The organism is Enterobacter sp. ku-bf2, from assembly GCF_001742765.1.
Taxonomy (GTDB): domain Bacteria; phylum Pseudomonadota; class Gammaproteobacteria; order Enterobacterales; family Enterobacteriaceae; genus Enterobacter; species Enterobacter quasiroggenkampii.
Genome location: NZ_MDVW01000001.1, coordinates 245,030 through 270,817, shown reverse-complemented (window position 1 = coordinate 270,817; position 25,788 = coordinate 245,030). Strand labels below are relative to the sequence as shown.

Annotated in this window: 21 protein-coding genes; all 21 read right to left on the bottom strand. The window is 56.6% G+C overall.

Annotated features, from left to right (window positions below; genetic code table 11):
* Positions 1-8: 8 nt before the first annotated feature.
* Positions 9-446, bottom strand: coding sequence for a hypothetical protein (locus BFG58_RS01285; protein ID WP_244940610.1), 438 nt, complete (start codon positions 444-446; stop codon positions 9-11).
* Positions 447-810: 364 nt separating this feature from the next.
* Complete coding sequence (gene tri1, locus BFG58_RS01280) at positions 811-1,881, bottom strand: ADP-ribosylarginine hydrolase Tri1 (protein WP_069719031.1); 1,071 nt, start codon at positions 1,879-1,881, stop codon at positions 811-813.
* A 315-nt stretch (positions 1,882-2,196) separates the two neighbouring features.
* Positions 2,197-2,607, bottom strand: a complete 411-nt coding sequence (locus tag BFG58_RS01270; protein ID WP_223539133.1) for a hypothetical protein — start codon at positions 2,605-2,607, stop codon at positions 2,197-2,199.
* 233 nt (positions 2,608-2,840) lie between these two features.
* Positions 2,841-4,259 carry a serine/threonine-protein kinase gene (locus BFG58_RS01265; RefSeq protein ID WP_069719029.1) on the bottom strand — a complete coding sequence of 473 codons (1,419 nt, stop codon included), beginning with the start codon at positions 4,257-4,259 and terminating at the stop codon, positions 2,841-2,843.
* Between the two features lie 24 nt (positions 4,260-4,283).
* Positions 4,284-6,899, bottom strand: coding sequence for a type VI secretion system ATPase TssH (gene tssH, locus BFG58_RS01260; RefSeq protein WP_069719028.1), 2,616 nt, complete (start codon positions 6,897-6,899; stop codon positions 4,284-4,286).
* A gap of 38 nt (positions 6,900-6,937) precedes the next feature.
* Positions 6,938-7,981, bottom strand: a complete 1,044-nt coding sequence (gene tssG / locus BFG58_RS01255) for a type VI secretion system baseplate subunit TssG (RefSeq protein WP_069719027.1) — start codon at positions 7,979-7,981, stop codon at positions 6,938-6,940.
* Positions 7,978-9,849 carry a type VI secretion system baseplate subunit TssF gene (tssF, locus tag BFG58_RS01250; RefSeq protein WP_069719026.1) on the bottom strand — a complete coding sequence of 624 codons (1,872 nt, stop codon included), beginning with the start codon at positions 9,847-9,849 and terminating at the stop codon, positions 7,978-7,980. Before tssF ends, tssG begins: the two co-directional genes overlap by 4 nt.
* Before the next feature lie 2 nt (positions 9,850-9,851).
* A complete protein-coding gene (gene tssE, locus BFG58_RS01245) occupies positions 9,852-10,415 on the bottom strand; it encodes a type VI secretion system baseplate subunit TssE (protein ID WP_024909842.1) in 564 nt (187 codons plus the stop codon).
* Positions 10,408-11,220 (bottom strand): type VI secretion system accessory protein TagJ, encoded by an 813-nt coding sequence (locus BFG58_RS01240; RefSeq protein ID WP_069719025.1) that lies wholly within the window; start codon positions 11,218-11,220, stop codon positions 10,408-10,410. Before BFG58_RS01240 ends, tssE begins: the two co-directional genes overlap by 8 nt.
* 9 nt (positions 11,221-11,229) lie before the next feature.
* On the bottom strand, positions 11,230-12,228 hold the full coding sequence (locus tag BFG58_RS01235; protein WP_069719024.1) for a hypothetical protein: 999 nt from the start codon (positions 12,226-12,228) through the stop codon (positions 11,230-11,232).
* Between the two features lie 16 nt (positions 12,229-12,244).
* The gene (locus BFG58_RS01230) at positions 12,245-13,042 is read right to left on the bottom strand and encodes a PP2C family serine/threonine-protein phosphatase (RefSeq protein WP_069719023.1); all 798 of its coding nucleotides are present in this window, start codon (positions 13,040-13,042) and stop codon (positions 12,245-12,247) included.
* Positions 13,039-14,802 (bottom strand): type VI secretion system-associated FHA domain protein TagH, encoded by a 1,764-nt coding sequence (gene tagH / locus BFG58_RS01225; protein WP_069719022.1) that lies wholly within the window; start codon positions 14,800-14,802, stop codon positions 13,039-13,041. The genes BFG58_RS01230 and tagH overlap by 4 nt, the downstream gene beginning before the upstream one ends.
* A gap of 86 nt (positions 14,803-14,888) precedes the next feature.
* A complete protein-coding gene (locus BFG58_RS01220) occupies positions 14,889-15,305 on the bottom strand; it encodes a hypothetical protein (RefSeq protein ID WP_083261442.1) in 417 nt (138 codons plus the stop codon).
* A complete protein-coding gene (locus BFG58_RS01215; RefSeq protein ID WP_069719021.1) occupies positions 15,299-16,288 on the bottom strand; it encodes a hypothetical protein in 990 nt (329 codons plus the stop codon). The genes BFG58_RS01220 and BFG58_RS01215 overlap by 7 nt, the downstream gene beginning before the upstream one ends.
* A gap of 593 nt (positions 16,289-16,881) precedes the next feature.
* Entirely contained in the window at positions 16,882-17,364 is a 483-nt protein-coding gene (locus tag BFG58_RS01210; protein WP_008502640.1) for a type VI secretion system tube protein Hcp, read from the bottom strand.
* A 180-nt stretch (positions 17,365-17,544) separates the two neighbouring features.
* Positions 17,545-17,982: a T6SS amidase immunity protein Tai4 family protein gene (locus tag BFG58_RS01205; protein ID WP_229226048.1), complete on the bottom strand. Its 438-nt coding sequence runs from the start codon at positions 17,980-17,982 to the stop codon at positions 17,545-17,547.
* Positions 17,983-18,303: 321 nt separating this feature from the next.
* A complete protein-coding gene (tssC, locus tag BFG58_RS01195; protein WP_021240385.1) occupies positions 18,304-19,803 on the bottom strand; it encodes a type VI secretion system contractile sheath large subunit in 1,500 nt (499 codons plus the stop codon).
* Positions 19,804-19,806: 3 nt separating this feature from the next.
* Complete coding sequence (tssB, locus tag BFG58_RS01190) at positions 19,807-20,331, bottom strand: type VI secretion system contractile sheath small subunit (protein WP_008502644.1); 525 nt, start codon at positions 20,329-20,331, stop codon at positions 19,807-19,809.
* A 75-nt stretch (positions 20,332-20,406) separates the two neighbouring features.
* Positions 20,407-21,423, bottom strand: coding sequence for a type VI secretion system protein TssA (gene tssA / locus BFG58_RS01185; RefSeq protein WP_069719019.1), 1,017 nt, complete (start codon positions 21,421-21,423; stop codon positions 20,407-20,409).
* A gap of 11 nt (positions 21,424-21,434) precedes the next feature.
* A complete protein-coding gene (tagF, locus tag BFG58_RS01180; protein WP_045908265.1) occupies positions 21,435-22,151 on the bottom strand; it encodes a type VI secretion system-associated protein TagF in 717 nt (238 codons plus the stop codon).
* 16 nt (positions 22,152-22,167) lie between these two features.
* On the bottom strand, positions 22,168-25,788 hold the full coding sequence (tssM, locus tag BFG58_RS01175) for a type VI secretion system membrane subunit TssM (RefSeq protein WP_069719018.1): 3,621 nt from the start codon (positions 25,786-25,788) through the stop codon (positions 22,168-22,170).

Sequence of the window (25,788 nt, the reverse complement as noted above, 5' to 3'; positions counted from 1 at the left end):
TATCGTGCTTATTTAAGCCATAAACCTGAAAACATAAGGACGCTACCCAGGGAAACTACGCTTTTAACAACGATAAGTAAGCCAGGCGCAACGACGCGTGTTATAGACGATATCGCTTCATAATTTTCAGCATTGTATTTTTTGTGCCCCCTTATAATCCCGGAAAAGATCGTGCAGAGCAGCACAACGGTAACTTTTAGTCCCCATACGCACAGGAAAGACATGGAAAAGATAATCGAATATTGTTTCGCCGTTGCGACGGAGAATAATGACATTGACTGCGCGAGCCATTTCAACGTAAAACCAATAACAACCGTAACCACTAGCACCAGAACGAACATCAACCCAGCAAGGAACCACTGTTTTTTACTGAATAAGTCTTTTCCATTCCAGATAAGCGCTAGTGTCCAAATCATAAAGAGAATAAAGAAAAGCCATTGAATCATAACGTACCACATTTATACAGGTTGTTCTCCAGGCATTGTCGTGTCGTCATCTCACTTCGCATCACACTTCTTTTCCAAACCAAATACCATAAAAAAACAAGATACAGCTTAACGCGGCGAGAGATTTTGCTACCAGGCGTAAAATTGGCCCGAACCGCTGATTGACAATATCAGTGACGCCATTAATTCAACCCAACTCAATATAATTTTCTTTATCCACAAACCATGGTCACCACATCTTCTCTTCTCGAAGAATGTGTATTGTCCAATTTTTGAGACGCCGGGACGCTTTTAACTAACAAACCATTAGGGACAGACAAAGAAAGAGGCACGGTACAATACCCGTGCCATATGACTAATATAATTATAAGAAATTATCCTCTGGAGCTCTATCGAACAGTTCACCTGCCATTTTGGCGATACGTTCGTGCTGTACGAGTTTGTTTTTCCACTCCTGCGGAATACCGGAATAACCATATAATGCTCCAGCTATTTGTCCCGCCGTCGCCGCAACGCTGTCAGCGTCATCGGCAAGATTGGCGGCCAGTAGAATTGCATCACGGAAATTATTCGTATTCCATACGGACCACATCGCGGCCTCAAGCGTATCAATAACGTAACCACTTGAACGAATCTGGTCGCGAGTTTTTTGCTTATACTCACCCGCGTTTATGATCATTACACGCGCGCACAGTGGGAAAACATGAGGCGAAAAAGCTTCTTCTTTTTGATAACCGTTGATTAAATAGTGCAATACCAATCCGAGAAATTGACATGCGTTAATTGATTCTACCGCGCCATGCGTTGCTCGACTCTGAGCCTGTGATTCGAAGTAAATCGCACGCAGCGATTTTCGACGAAAGATAGACACAGGTGCTTGACGAATAACCCCAGCATTACCAGCAGTATGTTTCTCTGTATTACCATACCAGGAAGGTCCCACACGCATATACTGTTCAAGCGCGAACCGCGTCGTATTCCCGATATCGAAGCACCGACCATTACTGCTATTATCTCCGTCAAGATACCATTTCAGGAGATATTTTCTAAGCACATCGGTGTGCATTCTGTTTTCTGAAAGATAAGTCTCTGCCAGACATAATGCCATGGACGTATCATCTGTCCATTCACCAGGTTTTAATTGAAAAGGCCCGCCACCAATCATATCTGCTACATGTTCACTGTCTCTTTTCTTAAACTCAAGAGTGGTGCCGACGGCGTCCCCAACAGCCAATCCCACAAACGCCCCAAGCGCTTTATCACGTGAAACATCTTTAGTCGTAATTAAAGGTAAAGTTGCATCCCAGACTTGTGAAGAACTCAAATTATCAATACTGTTGCTTCTTATTGCCTTACGGACATTAACTGGCATGTATGTATGATAGCGATCAGCATAATGATTGATTACTGAGTCTTCGGAATGAAGGTCGATCATGGTATTTCCTTTAATTCTATATTCGTTATCCCAAGTTCATCTGACCTGCTGATAACCTCAAACGATGTATTCGGCTTAAACAGCACTTCAGTCTCTGTTGCATTGAACTCTGAAAGGAAGTCAATTTTCCTACCGGAAAAACCTTCAATACGCATTTGGATAGGACCGCTGAAGCCTCGATTAACATCAGTACTAAGAAAGACGGGATCGATAACAGTTTTGCCCGGAGTATATCCTTCCAATATGTGCGAAGGTAGGCTGTTCATCCCGCGGTATGTCTTTCCACTAAAGTTCGCATCTGTGATAAAGCGTCATTCAAGAAAGGGGCTTTTCCCTCTTGATCATCCAAAAAACAAGAGAGTAGATTTTCAGTGACTCTGATGTGACAAATAAACCTACATTCAACCAGATGTTTGAAATATCAAACATACTTACTAAAAGAGGGAACAATGAGACCGAACATCTGAATGAAATCAAGCGAAATAATTCCTGAGCAAGGGCAAATTTAACCGCTCCAATCTTTCGCTTGAAGAATAACCAGGCCGAAGTAAACAAAGAGAGTAATAAAAGTAAGTCAAGCACAAAAAAAAGCATGACCAAAATGCTGAAACCATCACCTGCATAATAATGCAACGAATCACCAAACGCTTTTGCATCAGAAATGAATGGAATTCTGTCGTGGCGAACTGAATTCACGCAATAAAGTAACATTGCGAGAAGATCCATGCTTCCCCAGAAATACCATAGATTGCTATTTAAATGAGCGAGGTTGTTTTGTGTACGCCCGATATTATTATTTACAAAAATGGGGAGGCACATGTTGGCTTCAACTCAACTCTCCAGATTAGGGTTAAATTCAAAACGCATAAACAGGAGAGACAACCTTCTCACATTCCTTTGGATGTGAAGCCTCTGGCTTCGAAGATTGTACACTTCCATAGTATCTCCTGTTTATATTCCTACGGATTCACCAGCCAGGTGCCCGGCTTGGCAATATCCAGCGTCTGGCCACGCGTTCTTCCGTTGCCCTGCAGTTCAATCTTCGCCTCACCGGCCGGCAGCTTGAGCGATGCATAACCGTTGGTTCCCGGGCGCAGCGCTTTTGGCTCGCCGTTTACTTTCAGCGTTTCGCCGTCGAGGATGCGGATATAGACCAACGCAACAGGGCTCGCGACAGGCGGTGGCGTCTGCTGTGCCGTCGCCGGTTCGCTCACCTTCGCCGTTTCTGGCTTCACGTCTGGGGCGTTCGCGGCGGTTTCGGTTGGACGCGTCTCTGCCGGTGCCTGCGCAGCCTGCTCTGGCGTATCTTTGCCGCCGCTAAACAGCATCGCGCCAGCGACAACGCCGACCAGCACGCCTGCGGCAACCATGCCCGGGATCCTATAGCGACGCCAGTCGAGCAGCGAAGCAGGTTGTTCCTCCTCCACCGGTACCAACATCGTGCCGGGCTTTTTCGCCGTCAGCACATCGTTGATACCCGCGACCGGCATCTCAATCAGCGCGGCGAACTCGTCGATGGACTGCGGACGATCCTCCATGTGCAGCGCCAGCGCGCGGTCAATGGCCTGCAGCAGTGGAATGGAATAGCCCTGCGGCATGATTTCCACCAGCGGTTTGCAGGTATCCTGAATAGAGCGCACCACGCTGACCGGCGGCGGAGAACCCACAATCAGGGTACGCAGCACGGCGCCGAGGGCGTAAATATCCGTCCACGGGCCCTGCTCGCTTTCGTTGTCGTCGGTGTACTGCTCAATCGGCGCAAAGCCCGGACGCAGCATGGTTTCTGTTTCGTCGGATAGGTTACCAATCGTGCGGCGCGCGGAGCCGAAATCGAGCAGCACCGGCAGGCCGTTATCCTGAATCTGGATGTTATCCAGAGAGATATCGCGGTGCAGGTAGCCTTCGTCGTGGATGGTCTTGATCGCACCGAACAGCATCGGCAGCGTGCGGCGGATCCAGGCTTCGTTGATCAGCTCCGGCTTTTCTTCACGCAGGCGTGACAGCGTGGTGCCGCTGTAAAACAGCGTCCCCATGTAGGCCGTGTCGTTTTGCACCCAGAAGCGCAGGACGTGCAGCAGGTTCGGGTGGTTAAAGCGCGCCAGCAGACGCGCTTCCTGAATGAAGCTGTTCAGGCCCGCGGAGAACGCTTTGCCAAAGCGCTCGCTGCGCAACACCAGGGTCATGTCCTCGCCGCGTACGGCGAGCGAGGAAGGCATAAATTCTTTGATAGCGATAGTGCGTTCGAGCTGGTGATCCCACGCGCGATAGACAATGCCAAAACCGCCGCCGCCGATCACCTCTTTGATTTCAAACTCGTTGAAGCGGTACCCGACCGGGAGCGCGTTTGGGACAGTCCGATTGTTATCATTATCCGTCATCTTTTACAGTTCTCTTGATGATTATTACGCGGCAAACTGACAGTGAAACTCGCCCTGCTCGCAGGTGACGTGCAGACGTCGGTACTGCTCGTCGCTGCGGCTGGCGGTAAGTAATATCTGGCTCATCTGAGGCAGCAGGGTGTTAGTCAGAATAGCGTCCACCATGCGGCCGCCGGACTCCACCTCGGTACAGCGCTGAACAATTTGTTCCACCACGCTGTCGTCAAACTCAGAAATAATGCTGTGATTCTCTTCCAGACGACGCTGAATGCGCCTGAGCTGCAGGCGAACAATCTGCCCCAGCATCTCGTCGCTGAGCGGGTAATACGGCACCACCAGCAGGCGGCCCAGCAGCGCGGGCGGGAAGACCTCCAGCAGCGGCTGGCGCAGGGCACCGCTTAACGCGTCCGGCTCCGGCATCAACTCCGGATCGGCGCACATGGCGCTAATCAGCTCGGTGCCGACGTTAGACGTCAGAATAATAATGGTGTTGCGGAAATCAATATGGCGCCCCTCGCCGTCCTCCATCCAGCCTTTATCAAAGACCTGGAAGAAGATCTCGTGGACGTCCGGGTGCGCTTTCTCAATTTCGTCCAGCAGCACGACGCTGTATGGACGGCGGCGGACGGCCTCGGTTAATACCCCGCCTTCACCATACCCTACGTACCCTGGAGGCGCACCTTTTAAGGTGGAGACGGTGTGCGCTTCCTGGAACTCGCTCATGTTGATGGTGATGACGTTCTGCTCGCCGCCGTACAGGGATTCGGCGAGCGCCAGCGCGGTTTCGGTTTTACCGACCCCGGATGGGCCGCACAGCATAAAGACGCCCACCGGCTTGTTCGGGTCGTCCAGCTTCGCCCGCGAGGTTTTCACACGGCGGGCAATCAGATCCAGACCGTGACGCTGGCCGATAACGCGCTGGTTTAGCGTGTCGGCAAGGTTGAGTACCGCGTCGATCTCGTTTTTCACCATCCGGCCCAGCGGGATCCCGGTCCAGTCAGAGACCACCGCAGCAACCACGTTTTCATCCACCGCGGCAAAGAGCAGCGGCTCGTCACCCTGTAAGGCGTTCAGCGCTAGCTGCTGTTCCGCCAGCTGGCCGCGCAGCTCAGCGGTATCTTCCTCGCCCGCCGCGAACAACGCGGCGCGCAGGCGGATAATCTCCTGCACCAGGCTGCGTTCTTCTTCCCAGCGCTCGGCCAGGGCTGCGCGTTTTGTCTCATACGCGTCTCGTTCGGCGCGTAATGCCGTGACGCGCTCGGCATCACCGGCCCCCACGCGCGCTTCGCGTTCGGCAATCTCAATTTCCACATCCAGCGCGGCAAGATGGCGCAGGCAGTCTTCCAGCTGCGCCGGCGGCGCGCTCTGGCTGACCGCGACGCGGGCGCAGGCGGTATCGAGCAGCGCAACGGCTTTGTCCGGCAACTGACGCGCCGGAATGTAGCGATGCGACAGCTTTACCGCCGCGCTGACCGCTTCGTCGAGCAGCAACACCTGGTGATGCGTCTCCAACGGCGACACGGTGCTGCGCAGCATCAGAATGGCTTTCGCTTCGTCCGGCTCGTGTACCTGCACCGTCTGGAAACGACGGGTCAGCGCCGGATCTTTCTCAATGTACTTTTTGTATTCTGCCCAAGTGGTGGCCCCGATGGTGCGCAGCTGGCCGCGCGCCAGAGCTGGCTTCAGCAGGTTCGCCGCATCGCCGGTCCCCTGCTGGCCGCCTGCGCCAATCAGGGTGTGGATCTCATCGATAAACAGAATGATCGGCGTGGCGCTGGACTGGACTTCATTAATGAGCGCCTGCAGACGGGCTTCAAACTCGCCTTTCATGCCTGCACCGGCCTGCAGCATGCCGATATCCAGCAGCCACAGCTGAATGTTCTGCAGCGGCTCCGGCACGTCGCCGTCGGCGATACGCAGCGCCAGACCTTCCACCACCGCCGTTTTGCCGACCCCGGCTTCCCCGGTCAGCAGCGGGTTGTTCTGACGACGGCGCATCAGGATATCGACCATCTGGCGGATCTCCTCGTCGCGCCCGACAACCGGGTCAATCTTCCCGTCGCGGGCACGGGCGGTCAGGTCCTGACCGTACTGGGCCAGCGTCCCCTGCGCAGCCGGTACCGCACCCGCCGGTGCATCGACGGCAGCAGCGGCCTGCTGCGTCTCTTTACTGTTGGCGCAGATGGTATCGAACTGCTCAATCAATACCTCGACGTTAAGGCGGGTAAACTGCGCCGAAATGCTTTTCAGCACGTTGGCCAGATTCCAGGTTTTCAGCATGCCGATCAGCAAATGGCCGCCGCGAATGCGGCTGACGCCAAACTTCAGCGAGCCGAAGACCCAGGCGCGCTCCACGGCGCTGTCGATATGCTCGGAGAGATCGGAAACGGAACTCGCCCCGCGCGGGAGCACATCCAGCGCGGCAACGATATCGCGCGTCAGCTGCTGTTCATCAAGGGCAAAGTGGCGGATGACCTGCTGCAGATCGCCATCCTGCTGCTGCATCAGCTGATGCAGCCAGTGCACCAGCTCAACATAGGGGTTGCCGCGCAGCTTGCAGAACGCAGTGGCGCTTTCCAGAGAGGTAAATAACAGCGTATCCAGTTTGCCGAAAAGCACGGCACGGCTAATTTCTGACATGTTAGTTTCCATTAACAATGATTCGGTATACGGAAGGATTACCGCTCTGCGCGATACACCAGATCGCCGCGCGGGACAGGCTGCGGCTGAAGGCCCAGCCAGGTGTTATAGCCTAATCGCGCATGACTGCCGAGCGTGGCGCCCTGCACCGCGTCTGCCCGCAGGATCACCCGCGTTTCCCACTCAAACTCCACTCCAGCGTACTGACGCACCCAGTCGCGCAGCTCGGTGACCCACGCTTCACCCGGCAGAAAGCGGTTGTACTCCTCCGCGCTCAGCGGGCCAATCTCGATGCGAAACTTATGCTGCACGTCGCGGACGGCGACGCCGAGAAAGGCGGATTCACCCATGCGCGGCATGCGGCGTCCTGCTCCCAGTTGCGCCTGCTCGCGCGTGGAGAGCGGCATCCACTGCGGCACGTTGCTGACCAGTTTGACCGGCGCCTTAAAATAGCTGCGCAGGATCTTCTCCAGCCCCTCCGGATCCCGCCCGTGACGGGTCAGGTGCCCGGCGTGGGTAAAGCGCGCGTGTGAGCTCAGGCTGCCGTTGTCCATCTGACCCGGCTGGCCCATACCAATCAGCGACGCCAGATAGCCCTCAAAGCGCTTGTTATCGGCGCGGTCCAGCGAGACGGTCGGCTGCGCATCCGCCCAGGCGCGGTAAAACAGCAGCGCCAGACGATGGTGGAACAGATCGGCAAACGCGCTCAGGCTGGTGTCCTGATGATGATAAATACGCTCGCGGGCGTACTCGGTCATGTGGACCGGCAGCGGACCGTTCGGGCCAAACAGGCCGAAGCTGAGGATAGACACCTCATGCAGCCCGCTCTCTTCCCGCTGACGCACCCTGGCCAGCGTCGACGGGGCAAAACTCATCGACGGCTGCTGGCCGATGCGCAGCGGTTCAAATTTTGGCAGCGGCGCGCGGCCCAGCGGGTAGCGCTCGCCGCCCTGGGCATCAATGCGCCTTAACAGCTGAAACAGATCGTAGCGCCAGGGCGTCTCACGGACGCCGTGCCAGAACGCATCCGGCAGCTTCGTCAGGCGATGCACGCGCAGCGGTGCAGTGGCGGCGTCACTCATATCAGCGCCCTTTTACCCATGCGCGGCGCCCAGTAGCCAATCTCGCCGCGCTGCTGACTTTTCAGGGAGAACTCCGTAAAGCTGTTGATAGAGACCAGACGGGCAAAAAGACGCTCCATCACGCTGCCGAAGAGCCACGGACTGGCCCCCGAAAAGGCTCGCTCATCCACCGTCAGTGTAATGCCGATCCCGCGGGCGAACACCACCGGGCCGGGTTCAGGCACGCGGCGGTGAACCGGCTCCAGCACGCAGTGACGAACGCCTTCCACCTGACGCGCCACGGGCGTTTCGGCCAGGTTGGCGTACAGCCCTAACAGCTGGCGCAGCGCGGCAGCCCCCTCCTCATTGTCACTGTCCATCAGGCTGAGGTAGTTCATCTGCAGCTGGCTGATAAGCCGCCAGGTGCTGAACCCTTCCGCCAGCGCCGGACGCGGTGGCGTCGGGCCTTTACGCAGCGTGAGGGATTTCACCGGCATGGAGTCCGCCATAATGAACTGCCCGAGCTCCTGCTGCAGCATCAGCGGCAGGTCGCGGCTGGTGCAGAGCACCTCGGCAGAGATATAGCGCAGGTTTTCCTGCCAGGGTGCGTGCTGTTCATCCACCAGCGAGACAAAGACCTCCGAGCCGATATAGCCGGTACGGGTGCCGTAGCGCAGGGCATGCTCGGACAGCACGCGCTGTTCACGGCGCAGGGAAAAATAGGCTCCGTAGTTGCCCGCATCACCGCTCCAGGTACTCCAGAACGGGCGAAACGTCTTGTCATCGCGCTGACCATCCGCGCTGCCATAGATTTTTTTGACCGCGTAAATCTCATAATCCAGCGGACGGATGTTATCGACCACCAGATGGTATTCATGTTGGCCTTCATTCAGCTTCTGACGCGCCGCGACCTTTGGGAACAGGTTGATGACCGGGGTGCAGTGCAGCGCCAGGTGGCTGGCATCGACCACGCGCTCCAGTTGTTCATCCGACTTATCCAGCAGGATGAAGATGTCGAAGGCTTTTTCGCCTTCACAGCGCTGGATCAGCGTGCTCAAGCCGCTGAGGCTAATGAAGCGGAAACGGGCCGGAAAGGCGAAATACTCCTGCAGCAGACGATAGCCGTCAAAGTTGCGCAGATCGTCCGGAAGCAGCGCCTGGTCAGGCTCAAAGCCCTCCTGACGCAGCGCGTCCGACGCCAGCAGCTGTCGCTGCGGCTGCGGGCTGACCGTCTGACAGACGATCCCGGCGTGGTGCTCCATCACCAGCTCCAGCAGCTTCAGCGCCTCGATATCCGGACCGGCGAGGAAAAATTCCAGACGGTCGAAATCCAGGTGCCCGAGATTTTGCGGGCCGTCGCAGGCGATGCGGATCCGCAGGGCGCTGCCGATCCCCCGCTGACTCAGACCCAGCTGTGCGAGCGGCAAATCGGCGGGGACACCGCCCAACTCGACCTTGTCGATTTTCAGCGGCAGCAGGTTGACCTCGTGCGCCGTGGTATAGCTGCAGGTCACGCCGGTTTTTTTCAGCGCCAGGCTGTCCATCATGGTACCGCGCGGCACAATGAATCCCTTGCTCAGGTCGCCCCGGCTGCTGTCGGGCTGAATCTCCGCAATCGCCATCGACGGCGTGGGCGCAAGATAGTTCGGCGCAATCATCTCCAGCAGACGCTGGGAGAAGCGCGGAAACTCCGCGTCCATTTTCATCTGCACGCGGGAGGTCAGGAAGGCGAACCCTTCCATCAGGCGTTCGGTATACGGGTCCGCCACGTCGATGCCGCGCATGCCCAGCCGTCCGGCGACTTTAGGGTAGCGTTCGGCAAACTCGGCCCCCATTTCGCGCAGGTAGGCCAGCTCACGGTTGTAGTATTCGAGCAGTTTACTTTCCATGATTACCCCGCATCTTTCAGTTCAAAATGGCCGTTTTCCAGATCGACATCGGTACGAAACAGAAACTCCAGCGGGTACGGCACACACCATAAACGCCCTTTTATCTCGATGGAGAGCACGTTGTGCAGATCCAGCGAGGAGGTATCCGACACGCAGCGGACCTGCAGCCCCTGCGGCAAAATGCGTGGTTCAAAATTAATGATGGCCTCGGTGAGCTTGCGCTGAATGTCGTGCCATTCGATGTCCGACATTCTTTTCCCGGCCAGCGGCGCGACGCCGAAGTTAACCACCGAGCGGCTCACGTGCGGTAACGCGCTCAAATCACCGGAGGCATCGTGGTTGATGGTATTAAACAGCCACTGCAGATCCCGCAGCACATTGCGACGCAGGGCGGCGTGGGTGATCAGATTGCTGTTGGCCGACTCGCGTTTTTTTTCCGGATCGTTATCGGTGAGGCGATCGAGCAGCGAGGGCTGCATTTTGTCGCGCGCCCCCACCTTTTCCTGCTTGCTGCGGGCTTGCCAGCCGCTGCGCAGCAGATCGCCTTCGCCAGCGGGATTACTCATCGGCTCCATCCGTCGCGAACGTCACGAGGCTCAAGGACAGCAGCGGGCTTTCGCTTTGCTCGCTCAGCCAGGCCTTCTGGCCCTGGCCTTCATACAGCGTGCCGTCAGTATCGAGCGGGTGCCAGTCGGTGGTGCGCCCCAGTTTGACCGCATCGGAAGCATCGGCCGCAAAAGGATAGCGCGCCGGGATCTGACACACCTGCTCCGTTCCGTCGGTCAGGCGCACCAGCGCGTGACGCCAGACCAGATCGGTGACGCTGGCAGGCGCCTGGAAACGGATCTCCGCGATGGCGTTAAACGGCAGCCAGAAATAGCGGCCGTTGACGATGGTTTCGCACACCGGGCCGAGACGGGCATCGCCGTCCATCAGCCAGTCAAAGGCCTGCGTCTCGTCGTTTTCAAGGGTGACACTACCAGGGTTTGCCTGCGCCTGTTCAAGGGCTTCCAGACGCAGCGCCTGCGCGCGCTCGCCCTCCTCGCTCAGCGCCGCGGCAAGGGTGGTCAGCCACGGCCACTGGGTTTCAGGCATCGCCGGACGCGCCTGTCCCGCCATCACCTGCGCGCGCTGCAGCTCGCCCTGAATGGACTGCTCCAGCAGCGTGACGGTGGGCTTAGCCTGCGGCTTCAGCGCCAGCCAGCTTTTTAGCTGGGTCAGGGCACGCGTCCAGTTGCCGCTAAGGGTTAAAAACTGCACGAACGCGGCGCGGAGGTCGGCATCTGCCGGACGGGCTTTGATTTCTGCTTCCAGACGTGCGAGCGCATCGTTAAGCGACTCACCCGCCAGGTGTTGATAGAGCGTATTCATTGCCATTCCTTAATTTGCCGCGCGCCATGCGCCGACGGCCGGATCGCGCAGCTGAGGACGCAGGGTGTCAATCAGAACGATATTCAGCGGAGTGCCGGGTGCCACCCAGGCGCTCCAGGTTTTTTTCACCGCCGCGATACGCGCCTGCAGTTTTGCATCATCGCTGGCGGTTTCACGGGAAATCTCCACCGCGACCGTGCCGTTGCTCTTCCAGCTGTTCAGGGCGTTGTCGTAAGGCAGGATCATCCAGCTCTGGTCGCTGTTTGGAGTGCTGAATACCATGCGCTCTTTGTTGACGGAGGTGATCAGCGCGTTTTCCGGGTCGGCGCTTTGATTCAGCCCGGTGACCGGGAAGCCATGAATGTATGTCACCGCCATCTCTTTCTGCCCGCCGTTGCGGGACTGCGACACAACGGTGTGTCCGCTCAGCCAGCTGCCGTTCCCGCAGCGGGTGGTGTCAGAATCCGGAATAAAGAGCGCCGGTGCAGAAGCGCCCCCTTCCCAGAAGGTGCGCAGGTGGCAGCCGTCCTGAAGCGTAAACTCCTGCCACGGCGTACGGTCGGCGGCAACGGTGCGGGAAGCCACGTTCTGATCGGGCGGCAGTAACGCGCCGCTGGCTGGGGTAGCGGTGACGGTCGCGGCAGACGCGGCCTGCTCCTGTTTCACCACCAGCGCCCAGTCCTGCGCTTTGCCAGCCGTGCCCTGCGCCAGCGTGGTACCCGCCGGATCGTTGAGCATCCAGCTGAGTTTATTCACTTTGCTGCACTGGTGTTCCAGCAGTGAGCCAAGACGCGGCACAAAGTTCTCCAGCACGGAGACGTCTTTCTTGCCGTTCGCCACAATACGCAGCGCCACCTCAGGCTTACACCAGCTCTGCGGCGTGTTGTCTTTGATGTTGTCGATCCAGATATCCAGCTTCTGCGCAGGAGACTGCACGATGCGGAAATTTTCAGCCTGCGCGGTGGAGGTCGCCGCCAGAAGTGCCAAACCCGATAGCCAAAGTTTCATATCGTTCCTTGTGTGTCTAATCAGTTCCGCAGGGAAGAAATTGTGCTGCGTCAGAGAGGGTGTGCAGCAAAGTGGTGTCCTGAGGGTTGCCCATCCATACCGCCAGGGCAGTATAGTTATCCTGAGCATTCCCCTCCTGCTCGCCATTCTTTTGAATGATTTGGTTCATTAAGGTCAGCCACTCCTGCGGCGTATTCACCATGTGCAGCGACTGCTTCATTTGCTCTTCGCTGACGCCGTGCCAGAATCCGTCGGTGCAGAGTAAGAATGCATCGCCGTCTTCAACCTGCACCACGTCGCTGTAGCTCGCTTCCGGCCCGCCGTTTTCAATCCCGAGCGCCAGATAGAGCAGATTACTGTTCAGGTTGTCGGTCTGGTGCCCGGCATCTTTCATCTGCTGCACCAGGCTGTGGTCAGTGGTCACATGCCACAGCCATCCGCGGCGGAACAGGTACAGGCGGCTGTCTCCGGCATGGGCCCAGTAGGCCAGCCCGTAATCACGGTCAATGAACAGGCTGACCAGCGTCGTGCCCATCCGGCGATAGTCCTGAACGGCCTGCTGTTCGCTGAGAATGGTGCGATTCGCCGTCTGCACGTAGTCACGAATATGCTGCGCATTAAGATGTTTGTCGCCATCGAAGCGGGAGATAATGCTGTTGCGGGCCAGCGCTGCGGCCACCTCGCCGCCCGGCAGCCCCGCGATGCCGTCGCAGACGACAAAGCAGGCTGAACGTTTCCCTATGGTTTCTCCCGTCTGATCCTGGTTGCTGGCGCGCGTCCCCTGGCGGGAGAGAGAAGCCGTTGCGATATTCATTTGTCTTCCGATCCGCTCTGTGAGTCTTTGTACTGATTGACCTCCATGTCATAGGCATGAAGGAAGGCCTCGCCGAACAGGGTGTGGAAGTCGTCCTCAATCTCGCCCGCCGTCTCGCCATAGCTGCGAACAAAGTAGTCCCACAGGGCGGCTTTGCGGCTGCCCGGCAGCGCCAGACGCGAGGTCATACCGTTCTGCTTCGCCTGCTCTTCCAGCTGCTCCGGGTTAAAGGACTGCAGCATCGCGGCAATGATGGCGCGGATGCCGGAGATCATACCCAGCTGGTGCGCCTGCAGATCGATCAGCGCGTCGCGCACGGATTTGGTCGGCGGCATAAAGCCCGGCATCGGGGTGCCGAACATTTGGATTAACACGGTTTTGCCGGTCGGCAACAGCTTGAACGGGTTGTTGGCATCGTCGAGCACCATGGTCATGTCGGCTTTTACGCCGCGCTTGAGGATAGAGCGCGAGGAGAGCAGCGCCACTGTCCCCTGAGAGAACATACCGAGGATCTGCCCCAGCTGACGCATATTTTCACGGTCAAACTGCGGAACGGGCTGCATTTCACTGAGCCCCATCCCCTCCAGCAGCGCTTCCAGCAGCTCGCCCTGCAGCACTTCGCCCTTCTCACCGCTGTTTGCCGTGGCGGCTGGCGAGGCGGCGTTATTGACCGGGTCGATGCGCAGGCGGCCCTTCGGGGCCTGCGCGCTGCTGCGCGCAACGGCCTGCGGCGTAGGCATGGTGAAGCCCGCGTAATCCGGTCGCGCGGGTTCTTCTTCAGCACGCGGTTCTTCCTGCGGCTCAGGGGCGAACAGCGGGGAATCGGCCAGGACATCCTCTTCCTGCTCAGGTTCCGGCACGGGGGCAGGCTTCTCGTTGATAATGTCATCCGGATGGGTTAACGGCGCGCCGCCCATCAGCCCGAGCGGGTCGTCATTGCGCGCGGCTGGCGCGCTGGACTTACCGCCAAACAGGGCCAGCGGATCGAGCTCATCGGTTGCCTCTTCTTCTGGCTTAACGGGGCTCGTCTCGCCCGGCGGCACCAGGGTTGACGGGGTGACGTCGTCAAAAATACTCTCTTTTTTGAACAACGCTTCATCGCTGAACAGCGTATCCGGATCAACATGTTTACGCTCAAGCTTTGGATCGCTGTCGTTGAACATCGCCAGCGGATCTTCGGCGTTTCGCTCCGGAGCCGCAGGCTGGGAGAACGGATCGTGCGATGCAGCAGGCTGCGGTTTTGTACGGTTGCTGGAGATGCTGTCGGAGATGGAGAACTCCTGCATCAGGCTATCCCAGATCTCCGTTGGCACGGCGGTCGGCTCGGTTTTCCCGCGCGGTGCGGCGCTCGCCGGTTTCGGCTGCTGCGCTGGCGCAGGAGCGACCGTCGGACGCGCCTGCTGGTGCAGGCTGGCCGCCATGCGGCTCACGGGCTGTGTATCGTGGATCAGTTCGGTCACTTCAATACGGTAGTCATCAATACCGAGAATATCACCATCCTGCAGCTCAACCTGACGTCCCCGCTCCAGCGGAATGTCATTTAATACCACACGGGTGACGCTGCCGCGGTTGGTGACGCGGCATTCGCCCTGAGCGTCAACGTGAACAATCGCCTGCAGACGAGAGATGGTGCGGTCATTGTCCGGCAACACCAGATTGTTATCCGTACCGCGCCCAATGGTGCCGCCCGGGGCGTAAAAATCACAGCTGCTTTGCGGCGGCTGATGACCGGGTTTCGTAGAAATAATCGTGAATCGCATGGCGTATTCCTGCTGGTATGATTAGCGCTCAAACGCTGCCGCTCTCGGAGCGAGAACGGCGGCGTTTGAGAAATTGAATATCAAAACTATTTAATGAAGATGATAAAATATAATCCAACAATGAGCCATAGAGTGAATATTAACGCCTGTAACTTATAACGGCGATGTAACTTTAGTATCCAACCAATTTTTTCTTCTGGTAACGACTGTACATATTTATAAGCATCTTCCTGAACAAGCCGTTCACGCGTAAATTTCATTTTAACGCCTTTATAAAGGCGAACAAACCAAATTATTTTTTGATAATTGGCCAGAGAACCAAAAAAAGAAGCATAGTCGGTTACAAGATCCAGATCATATCCCTTGTGCCGATAGTCTGAAAGTAACTGATTATAATCAGCCTCGTGTTTTTTGAAATAACGAGAACTGCGCAGGTCCATAATTACAACAATCAGCAATAAAACCACGATAAGTAGTAATAGTAAGTTCTCTATATTCACCATATTTTATCCATCATATACTCAGTCGCTCCGCCCGCTATCTCGCCACCAACGTATCCTCCTGCAGCAGCCCCGACAATGGAGCAAGCGAGCAGTCCTGCGCCCCCCGTCGCAACACCAAGCGCAACGCATACACCAGCACCTGCCATGGCTCCGTATTTACCACCGTAAATACCCCCTGCCAGGCTTGCACCAAAGCTGCTGTATTTTTTCACAGCGACTTTAGAGCAACTCTGCTCTCGTCCCGCGGTGCAGGCATTGTAAACTTCATTAGTGGTATTTGCACCTGCAAAACCTATTGCAAGCCACCCTCCCGCTTTAAGAAAACGAGCAGCCTTAGAGGCATTATCGATATAAGTTGAATAACCACGAATAGAAGCGACTCCGGCTGTACTCCATTCATGTACAATGGATCTGCTTGACAAGCCTAATGCATGCTTCAATTCGTTATAGGGTTTCATCTTTAAGGTCAGTCGGGACAATTTGTTCAATAAACCATCCAACTCAGAAAAGAGGCGCTGACGCTCAACAAAAAACTGTTGGCTTATCAATGTCCCTTGTGCTCTGTACTGATTCTGGTAAGCCAACTCAATGGATTTAAGATTTTTTTCTATTTCGCTAAAATATTTTTCGCCTGCATCAGCAACGACACCAAGGGACTTATCCATAAAATTAGTGACAGCAGCAATGGTACTAAAATGTTGATTAAAGAAATTCGCTTCTCCAGAGTTAAGATCGGCCAGAGCACCATTGACTTTCTTTTTAGCAAGCTGTAATTGCTTAAGCTGCACAGAATTATTACTTCCCGGTGCACCAAGAATCAACATCTGCCCAGGTTTTGACCACTGCACATCACTATTAACCTTCATGAAATAACGCGCAGCATCACTATTTGGATCGTTGAATAAAAGCCTTGTCTGGAAATCTAGGGTTCCGGGTTGCTGAACAATACAATATCCCGGATTAACTAATGATTGGTTAGCCATATTCATTCCCTTTGATTTTTGCAAAAGCGCTCACAAATAAGCATACCCATTTAAATAAAAGCGGAGTTGTATTAATATCCAAAGGTTGACACTTCCTTAAAGACATCAACATTTGAAAACGCTTCTATTCTATTCTAGCCAGCGATAATTCGCCTCTGGAACTTACACTTAGAATAAAGCGAGTAGCATATCGAAAAATAGTATTGTGATTTCTCGATTGTAAAACCACATCATACTCCCCTGACTGCCAGTCTACTTTATCCCAGCGTAGGCACTCTTCAGATTTCAAAAAGCGGCTGGAAGGAAATGCTCCTGGAGAGAAGATGCTTTCCCATTCGTTACCTACACGTCGAGATATCGAGGGTTCATAAACTAACACAGCCTCATCTGGTTCAGTGTCATTCGAAACGCCAAAACAGGGGGCATTTTTTTCCACCTTAACAGTTAAACTCTGAAACTGAGCAGGGTGGGATATGCAGGCGCTACATGATAATACAATGGGTATTAACGTTAACGCTCTTTCCATCGCAAATACACGCCGAATAGTGAAGCAACCATAATGACCGGGGAAAACTCCCCGGCCACATACGCAATTACGCTTCTTTGTTCTCTTTGATGTTCCAGCCAGCGCTGCTTTCAGCACCTTTACCACCCGACGTGGTCTGCTCCCAGTACTGCTGTTTCACTTTCGCAGCCTGGAATGCGTAGGTCACACCAACGGTATCGCCGTTGTCTGCACCAGTGTACTGAACAGAGGTCACCAGCACATCTTCCAGCGTGATGCGGGAGTATTCCACCTGCTGGCCGCCCGCTTTACAAACGGACAGTTCAACTTTAGTCAGGTGTTTACCGCTGGCGCAGTGTTTCAGGATAGCGGTGGTGGATTTGTCGATCAGCGCGTTAACGTGCAGGTCGTTAAAGTTAACTTTACCGGCACCGCCGCCACCGCCAACGCTCATATTACCTGGCTGGGAAGCGCCCCAGGAGAAGGAGGTAATATCAGTCCAGCCGGTGTGGTTAGAATCTTTAGATTCGCCCGTAACACCCTCGACCTTCAGAAACATATCAATAGCCATAATATCTACTCTTCGTGGATGAACAATATTGCTTTCGAAAAAGCACTTATATGGCAAACAGGAAAGCATGGGGCTGAATAAAACCGTCCATATTTTACCTCTGCCTCATATCAAATGACCCGTGTCATTTGACAGTCTTACATTCTCCCTGAATGAACGGAAAGAATGTGAAGTCTTTTGCTACTGCGGATTATCCTGAATCCAGGTACGTTCAGGATCGCCTATGATGACCTGCGGAACCAGTTTGTTCAGCTCATCGCTATGATAAAGACGTAAACAGTTTAAGGTTACGCCTTTGACATCGGGTTTTCGCTCTGAATGAAAACCGTTAATTTGATTTTTATATTTTCCGATGAGGGCATCCACTTTATCAGTGCCATTTTCGGCATCAAAAGGTATCCACTCAATGAATGCACTCGCACTGCGGGCCGCATCAGCAGAAAACTGGCTGCCTTTATCTGCCACCTGCGCGAGGCATCGCGCCAGAACTAAATCTTTTAAAACCTGCCGGTATGTTTGCTGATGATAAAAATCAGGATAGTTATTTCCGGCACACACATAAGAGGTCATAAATACGAGGAAAAAACAGAAACGTTTCACCTTAATATCCTTTGCCATAGGATCCGCAGCGCATCAGTCCGCGTAAAATACTAATTTTTCTCTTTCCGTTTTTCTGCGACAACATATATCCCTATCGCTAATGCATTAAGTCCAGCGCATAGAAATGCATGCATTGCGATTCGCGGGAAATCTGCCGGCCAGTCAAAGATAAACAAATAGTAGCCAGATACCGTCACAAACAGCATGAATGAAATTATTAGCAATGTATAAATGGCTAAATAGCTGATGAATTTTCGTATTAACGCTGTCATAGTCAAATTCATTAGCTATCTCATATTCACCGAAATGTAGCCGGCCCTCCAGGGCCGGCACTCATCATCACGCGTCTTTCGTCTTCAGCGACGGCAGCTTAGAAACCAGACGCAGAGAGACGGTCAGACCTTCCAGTTGGTAGTGAGGACGCAGGAAGAACTTCGCGGCATAGTAGCCTGGGTTGTCCTCAATCTCCTGCACCTGCACTTCCGCAGCTGCCAGCGGTTTACGGGACTTGGTCTCCTGAGAGGAGTTCGCCGGGTCACCGTCGACGTAGTTCATGACCCAGTCGTTCAGCCAGCGTTCCATCTCTTCGCGCTCGCGGAAGGAGCCGATTTTGTCGCGCACAATGCACTTCAGGTAGTGGGCAAAACGGCAGCAGGCGAACAGGTACGGCAGACGTGATGCCAGGCGCGCGTTGGCGGTCGCATCCGGATCGTGGTACTCCGCCGGTTTCTGCAGGGACTGCGCGCCGATGAAGGCGGCAAAGTCGGAGTTTTTGCGGTGAACCAGCGGCATAAAGCCGTTTTTCGCCAGCTCGGCTTCACGACGATCGCTGATGGCAATCTCGGTCGGGCACTTCATGTCCACACCGCCGTCATCGCTCGGGAAGGTGTGGCACGGCAGGTTTTCCACCGCCCCGCCGGACTCCACGCCGCGAATCGAGGTGCACCAGCCGTACTCTTTGAAGGAGCGGTTGATGTTGGCGGCCATCGCGTACGCGGCGTTCGCCCACGAGTAGCTGTTGTGGTTCGCGCCGTCGGTCTGCTCTTCAAAGTCAAAGCTGTCGACCGGGTTGGTGCGAATACCGTACGGCAAGCGCGACAGGAAGCGCGGCATCACCAGGCCAAGATAGCGGGCATCTTCCGATTCACGCAGCGAACGCCAGGCGGCGTATTCGGTATTCTGGAAGATCTTGGTCAGGTCGCGCGGGTTAGCAAGCTCCTGCCAGGACTCCATCTGCATCACGCCCGGTGCGGTACCGGTAATGAACGGACAGTGCGCCGCAGAACCGATGCGCGCCATTTCGCCCAGTAGCTCAACGTCCTGCGGGCTGTGGTCGAAGTAGTAGTCGCCGACGATGCAGCCAAACGGCTCGCCGCCGAACTGACCGTACTCCTGCTCGTAGATTTTTTTGAAGATCGGACTCTGGTCCCAGCCCACGCCCTTGTAGCGTTTCAGGGTGCGGCCCAGCTCCTGCTTGGAGATGCTCATAAAGCGGATCTTCAGCATCTCGTCGGTTTCAGTGTTGTTCACCAGGTAGCTCAGACCGCGCCAGGCGCTCTCCAGCTTCTGAAACTCTTCGTGGTGAATGATCTGGTTCACCTGCTGCGACAGCTGCTCATCGATACCGGCAATCAGGTTCTGAATAGTGCGGTAGGTATCGTTCGAGAAGGTGACGGTATTTTCCAGCGCCTGCTGCGCCAGGGTTTTGACCGCGCTTTCTACCGCGGAGCGGGCCTGGTCGGTTTTCGGGCGGAACTCTTTGTTCAGCAGCGCGCTGAATTCATCCTGGCTGAACGCCTGACCCGCCTGCTGCTCGTGTTGTTGAGTCTGGTTGCTCATCGATTATTCCTCGCTACCTTTCGCGCTTTCGTCATTTTTCGGCAACTGGCTCAGGGATTTGAGCAGCGTCGGATCCTGCAGAATTTTTGCGATCAGCTCTTCCGCACCGTTTTTACCGTCCATATAGGTCAGCAGGTTGGAGAGCTGGGTACGCGCTTCCAGCAGCTTGTTCAGCGGCTCAACCTTGCGGGCTACCGCGTCCGGCAGGAAGTCGTCCATGCTGTCGAAGGTCAGATCCACGTTGAGCTTACCTTCGCCGGTCAGGGTGTTATCCACCTGGAACGCCACACGCGGCTTCAGCGCCTTCATGCGTTCGTCAAAGTTGTCGATGTCAATTTCCAGGAATTTACGCTCGTCGACGGCCGGCAGGTTTTCCACCGGTTTGCCGACCAGATCGGCCATAACGCCCATCACAAACGGCAGCTGAATTTTACGTTCTGCACCGTAGATCTCTACGTCATACTCGATCTGCACGCGGGGGGCACGGTTACGTGCGATGAATTTCTGCCCACTGTTACTCATTGCCATGATGTTCTCCATCAAAGATGCGCGGTGAAGGTGAAACGCCAGGCTCCATGCCTGACGTCATAATGCCTGGACGCGCTATTCGCGGCGCCCAAAGATGTTTTCCAGTTGGTTAACGCCGTCTGGCGCCAGGTCGCGAATAATGTCCATAAAGTTAAGTTCTGACAGCCGCTGCACCCGTTCAATCATCAGCGGCGCGGGGTGGCTCGGTTCGTACTGTGCAAAATACTGCTTCGCTTTTTCCAGCATCAGCTGGGCATCGGCGCGGCTGGTGACCTGCACGCTGCGCCAGTCGGAGACCGGCTGAACGGGCTGCGTTGCCGCTGATGGCGGCTCCGCCTGTGGGTCCGCCTGCGCCTCACGGTTCGGCAGCAGCTTGCTGATGTCGGTCACCTGACAGGCGCTGGCCACCAGCCCCACGGTTTTCAGCAGCTGCTCCATCTCGGGCACGCCGCTTTCACCGAGATGCCCGGTGAGCAGCTCGCGAATCGCCAGCAGACGTTCGTTAATGACGATAACCGCTGCGGTTCCCGGCTGGTCGCCGCCGGCCAGCTCGTCAATCAGCCGTGGACGGCCGCCGGGATAGTCGGGACACTCCGTCTTACTGCCGTCCAGCAGGGCCTGGGCATCCCTGAGCGAAATTTCATCGCCGTTTGAACGCAGCAGCGAGGCGTTACGCACGGCGACGGTGAGGTCAGACTTATCGCTCAGCCCTGCCAGGGCGTTAATGCGGTAGAACGGATCGGTTTCGCCATACTCTTCCAGCAGCGGATAGAGCGGCTCCCAGTAACGGGCGATCGCCTCCTGCACCAGCAGCAATCCGTCCGCGTAACCCGCCAGCCCGCGACGGCGGGTCCAGGCATGGGTTAACGCCAGCAGGACGCGAAGATCTTTGGTGCGGGTCAGCAGGCTGGTGGCGTATTTTTCGACCGTGTTCCAGTCAGCAGGCTCCGCCGGGATAATGGTGTCGCCAAACTGCTGTTCCGCTTTTCCAAGGCTTGCCTGGTTCATCGCCTGAAAGTCGGCGTCGTACTCCAGATTTTCGCCGCAGGGCTTGTCGGCGCTTATCGGCGCGAGAAATTCTTCGATATTCATGAGATCCCTGCTTATTCAAACATAGGCGGATAGAGACCGTGACGGCCCGGACGGGCCCCCCCTGCCGGATCGAACAGCAGGGTGAAAAGCTGCCCGGTGAAGTTACCGCTGTGAACGTGGGTGTACAGCGGGTAACCGTCGCAGCGGTTGGTCCACCAGTAGCTGGTCTGACGCAGCGGATCAAAACACTCTGCCGCCTGCGGCCAGCCCAGCGTGCTCTGACCGTCCTCGTCATAGCCAATCACATCCAGGATGTCGGAGCGCTTTTGCGGCTCGACCGGCTGCGGCGCCGGAATGGTCATCAGCATCTCATCCAGCTGCGAGGCGGAAAAACTGTTGCGCACCGCGTGCAGCCCCAGGCGCCCAATCTGCTGATACCAGCTTTCGGCCTGGCTGAGCAGGCTGGTCGACCATTCGGACGGCGCGAAGCTCAACTGAAGGCAAACCGGGTATTGTCGTCCAACGCTGTCGCGGCCGGGCAGCAGACAGCCCATCTGGATCATCTGGCTGCCCAGCATGGGCGGTACCACAAAATTCCAGACTGGCGCTTTCTGAAACGGGCGCTCGCCGCTGCGCTGCTCTTCCTGCTGCCAGGCCAGCAGACCGACCTGGAACCAGTGCGACCACTGGCGCTGTAAGGTGTCAGGAAAGCGACGCTGCAAAAAATCTCCGGCGCTGGGTAACTTGCCATACCAGCTGTAGCGGTTCATCGCAGGGGTATTCGTCATACGGCTGTCCTTGCGGTTATGGGCATGAGAAACGGGGAAGCTGGAACGGGTTACGAATGCTGTTCGGCGCAAACTCCAGCGTGACCTGATGTCCGTCGACGTTGAAGGTGGCCTGACGGCTCAGGCTACCCGAGCCCGGACTGGTGCTCGCTTTATCGAAAAAGCGGTTCAGCGCCCAGGCGCCGTTGGTGACCAGCGTCGCCGTACTGCCGTTCGCCAGCCCCAGCTGCATACGGACCTGGTTGGTGCCGCCCGGCCCCGGCCAGTTCATGATCTGCACGGCCTGTGGGCCGTGGCTGTAGCGCAGCAACTGACCGTCAACGTCCAGGGTCAGGTTCAGAATGGTGTTATCCATTCGCACGGTGCGAACCGTCACCTTGAAAGACGGCGTGGTTGCGCCGTTAGCAAAGAAGGCGTCGCGAATCGACTGGGCCTGCTGGAACGGTCTCAGCAGCCCTTCACTTCCCGGCAGCGTTTTCCCGTCAATGCCCGGCATAAAGCGCCAGTTGGCCTGCGTGGTATCCACCTTGTTGGTCAGATTGTCGCGGAAGAAGGCGTCCATCAGCCCGGTTCCCGGCGCAAACATGCGCGCGAGATCGTCCGGCGTCACCTCGGTGCTGGCGCTGCGCACCAGCGGGTAGCGACCGGCAATTGCCTGACGGCAGAAACCACCCACTTCAACGTTAATGCGCTTACGAACGTTTTCCAGGTCACGACGCTGGGTATCGCTGCTGGCGCCTACCGCCATGTTGCTGAACATGGTTTGCAGCCCGCCCGGCAGACGACCGGCGCTGGCCTGCAGACGGCTGATCGCCTCCCCGCCCGGCGCAGGCATGCCGCTGTTGGCCGCATCCTGAACGGCGGTCAGGTAGCGATAGAGTTCATCCACTTGCTTGAGAAAATCATCAAACACGATGGTCTTTCCGCCCTTCTCCAGCGGCTGCGCCAGCTCAATCATCGGCGCATAGTGGTCGGTCACCAGCTGTTCCGGTGCCTGCGTGACCACCGCGGCCTGCGTCGGCGCAGCGTCGTTGTTGCTGAACAGGGCTTCCAGCGTACGGGTGGCGCGGTTGCTTTGATCCTGCGCTTTACCCGCATCTTCTGGCGCTGGCGTATTACGTGAGAGCGTCAGGACCTGGCTCAGGTTCTGCACCAGACGGCGCAGCGGCGAGTTGGCGCCGGAGAGCAGGCGCGCGGTGTTGATGCGCTGGGAAAGGTCGGCGCTGTTATTGAGCTGGATGTCGGCGAGGAAGCGATCCCAGTTGGCGATAAAGTCGCGCATATAGAGCTGGCGCACGGCGTTATCGATCTGCTGTTTATCTTCCTGCGCGGTGGCGGCCCCCAGCACCCAGGCGTCGTCCTCGTGCAGCGCCGTGGTGACGCTGTCAATCTGGCCGTTAAAGCTTTTCCAGTAGCCGTCCGGCGTATAGAGACCCGGTACGCCCTCGCTCACCGGCTTGCCGCTTTTGCGCGAAAACACCAGTTCGCTCTGCGGTCCGCCGAGGTCGGAAAGGGAAACCGGCTTCAGGTTGTCATCATGTTCCAGCAGGCGCTTGAGGCGGCCATAGACGCGCGTGGAAAGCGGCGGCTGGTTAATCATCGCTCTTTCGCGTGCGACCAGGGATTCGTCCTGCGCGTACGGCGAGGCCTGAATTTTCGGTTCCAGCAGCTGCGTCAGATGCCATTCAAGCTGCTGCAGCTGCGCCTTCGTGACGTTCTGCGGCAGGTTACGCTGCAGGTTGAGCATCACCCATGAATGCAGGAATTTGCCGTCATAGTGTTTCGGCTGATACAGCATCTGATAGGCTTTCAGCGCTTCATAGCTGTATTCCACATCGCTGCCGTTGTCGTTGCGCAGCCAGGTGGTGATGTGCATGGCGACGGCAGGGAGCAGCATCTGATCCAGCGCTTTCTGGTACAGGGACTGGGAGGCGTCGCTGACGTCATCCCCGCGATAAAGCCCCATGCGGCGGGAGATCGGCGGATCGTTCACATCAAAGGCGTCGCTTTTCGGCAGATCCACCAAGCTATTCAGCAGCGGCAGCAGTTCGAACAGGTCACGCTGAGTCTGGTTCTGTAGGGCTTTGCTCTGCTGGTCGAGCAGCGGAACCTTCGCATCCACTTCTTCCAGATAGGCCTTGTTTTTGGCATAGCTGGTGAGCCACAGCCCGCCCAGGATCACGAGCATGGCCAGCAGCGCCGCATAGCCTGACCAGATCACCGCCCGGTTGCGCAGCTCCCACCAGCGGTTTTCCCCGGCGATCCCAGCTTCCTGGAAGATGACGTTTTGCAGCAGGTTCTTGATGAAGAAACTCTGGCCTTTTGCGCCCGGGATTGGCGCTTCTTTGCTGACCGAATCCCAGTTATCGCTCTCTGCCCCTTCCGGCAGCGACAGGGCGCGGTTCAGTTCGCCCATCACGCGGTCGAACGGCATGCCTTCCTGCGTCCCGCTGGCGAAGTAGATCCCGCGCGGGGAGAATTCGGTTTCGAAGTTGGAGCGGGCGAAGACCGTGCTCAGGTAATCCGCCAGCAGCGGACGCAGCGCGGCGAACTCCTGCGGGAAGAGATACGCTTCGGCGCGGGTTTTCGCGTCATGCTCTTTGAGCATGGTTTCCGGCAGCCCGGCGTCGAGGCGCTGCTGCAGCAGCGAAAACTCCTGCTGGAAGTTGCCCATCAGGTCGTAATCGGCGTGTTTAGTTTGTTCCCACGGCAGCGTGAAGCCCCAGATCTGGTCGCGCTGCGCTTTGTCGTAGTCGGCAAACCAGGCGCGGAAGCCCTTAAGCAGGTCGGCTTTGGTCACCATCACGTAGACCGGGAAGCGGATACCCAGCTGTTCATGCAGCTCGGACAGACGCTGACGCAGGTTTACCGCCTGCTGGCGGGACGCCTCGGCAGACTGGGTAAGCAGGTCAGAAATGCTGATGGTAACGATCACGCCGTTGATCGGCTGGCGGCGGCGATACTTACGCAGTAACCCCATAAACTGCAGCCATTCCCCGGCGTCCTGCACCTGCTCGCTCTCCTGGGTGGTATAGCGACCCGCGGTATCCAGCAGCACGGCCTCGTTGGTGAACCACCAGTCGCAATTACGCGTGCCGCCAATACCCCGCAGGGCGGTCTTACCGAAACGGTCGGCCAGCGGGAACTGCAGCCCGGAGTTGACCAGCGCAGTGGTTTTACCGGATCCCGGCGCGCCGATAATGACGTACCACGGCAGCTGATAGAGGTACTGCGTGCTGAAGCGCTGCGTCCACTGGGCGCCCTGTCCCGCCTTGCTGAAGTGCGCTTTTTTCAGCATCTGCGCAGCTTCATCAAAACGGCTGGCGAGGATCTGCTCCTCGCTGTTCAGTCGCTTCTGCGGATCCGCCGCTTCCGGGCTGGCGGTATTCTCTTTGAGCTTGTCCATCAGTTTACGGTTCAGCCAGGCGTTGTACAGGCGCGGCAGAATATGGCCCTGCGCCCAGAGCAGATAGACCACGGCGATACTGATGATGCGGTTCTGTTCCGATTCAAGCGGTCGGGTGTCCACGATGGACAGCAGCGGTCCAATCATCCAGATCACCGCCGCCAGCGCCGTGACGCCGAGGAAGCTCCACAGAATGCGGTTAGTCAGTATGGAAAGAAGAGTCGTCAGCAT

Bases quoted from the DNA above. Each gene is read 5' to 3' on its own strand.
- BFG58_RS01285 (WP_244940610.1), bottom strand. From the start codon at position 446: ATGATTCAATGGCTTTTCTTTATTCTCTTTATGATTTGGACACTAGCG.
- tri1 (WP_069719031.1), bottom strand. From the start codon at position 1,881: ATGATCGACCTTCATTCCGAAGACTCAGTAATCAATCATTATGCTGAT.
- BFG58_RS01270 (WP_223539133.1), bottom strand. From the start codon at position 2,607: ATGGATCTTCTCGCAATGTTACTTTATTGCGTGAATTCAGTTCGCCAC.
- BFG58_RS01265 (WP_069719029.1), bottom strand. From the start codon at position 4,259: ATGACGGATAATGATAACAATCGGACTGTCCCAAACGCGCTCCCGGTC.
- tssH (WP_069719028.1), bottom strand. From the start codon at position 6,899: ATGTCAGAAATTAGCCGTGCCGTGCTTTTCGGCAAACTGGATACGCTG.
- tssG (WP_069719027.1), bottom strand. From the start codon at position 7,981: ATGAGTGACGCCGCCACTGCACCGCTGCGCGTGCATCGCCTGACGAAG.
- tssF (WP_069719026.1), bottom strand. From the start codon at position 9,849: ATGGAAAGTAAACTGCTCGAATACTACAACCGTGAGCTGGCCTACCTG.
- tssE (WP_024909842.1), bottom strand. From the start codon at position 10,415: ATGAGTAATCCCGCTGGCGAAGGCGATCTGCTGCGCAGCGGCTGGCAA.
- BFG58_RS01240 (WP_069719025.1), bottom strand. From the start codon at position 11,220: ATGAATACGCTCTATCAACACCTGGCGGGTGAGTCGCTTAACGATGCG.
- BFG58_RS01235 (WP_069719024.1), bottom strand. From the start codon at position 12,228: ATGAAACTTTGGCTATCGGGTTTGGCACTTCTGGCGGCGACCTCCACC.
- BFG58_RS01230 (WP_069719023.1), bottom strand. From the start codon at position 13,042: ATGAATATCGCAACGGCTTCTCTCTCCCGCCAGGGGACGCGCGCCAGC.
- tagH (WP_069719022.1), bottom strand. From the start codon at position 14,802: ATGCGATTCACGATTATTTCTACGAAACCCGGTCATCAGCCGCCGCAA.
- BFG58_RS01220 (WP_083261442.1), bottom strand. From the start codon at position 15,305: ATGGTGAATATAGAGAACTTACTATTACTACTTATCGTGGTTTTATTG.
- BFG58_RS01215 (WP_069719021.1), bottom strand. From the start codon at position 16,288: ATGGCTAACCAATCATTAGTTAATCCGGGATATTGTATTGTTCAGCAA.
- BFG58_RS01210 (WP_008502640.1), bottom strand. From the start codon at position 17,364: ATGGCTATTGATATGTTTCTGAAGGTCGAGGGTGTTACGGGCGAATCT.
- BFG58_RS01205 (WP_229226048.1), bottom strand. From the start codon at position 17,982: ATGGCAAAGGATATTAAGGTGAAACGTTTCTGTTTTTTCCTCGTATTT.
- tssC (WP_021240385.1), bottom strand. From the start codon at position 19,803: ATGAGCAACCAGACTCAACAACACGAGCAGCAGGCGGGTCAGGCGTTC.
- tssB (WP_008502644.1), bottom strand. From the start codon at position 20,331: ATGGCAATGAGTAACAGTGGGCAGAAATTCATCGCACGTAACCGTGCC.
- tssA (WP_069719019.1), bottom strand. From the start codon at position 21,423: ATGAATATCGAAGAATTTCTCGCGCCGATAAGCGCCGACAAGCCCTGC.
- tagF (WP_045908265.1), bottom strand. From the start codon at position 22,151: ATGACGAATACCCCTGCGATGAACCGCTACAGCTGGTATGGCAAGTTA.
- tssM (WP_069719018.1), bottom strand. From the start codon at position 25,788: ATGCTGACGACTCTTCTTTCCATACTGACTAACCGCATTCTGTGGAGC.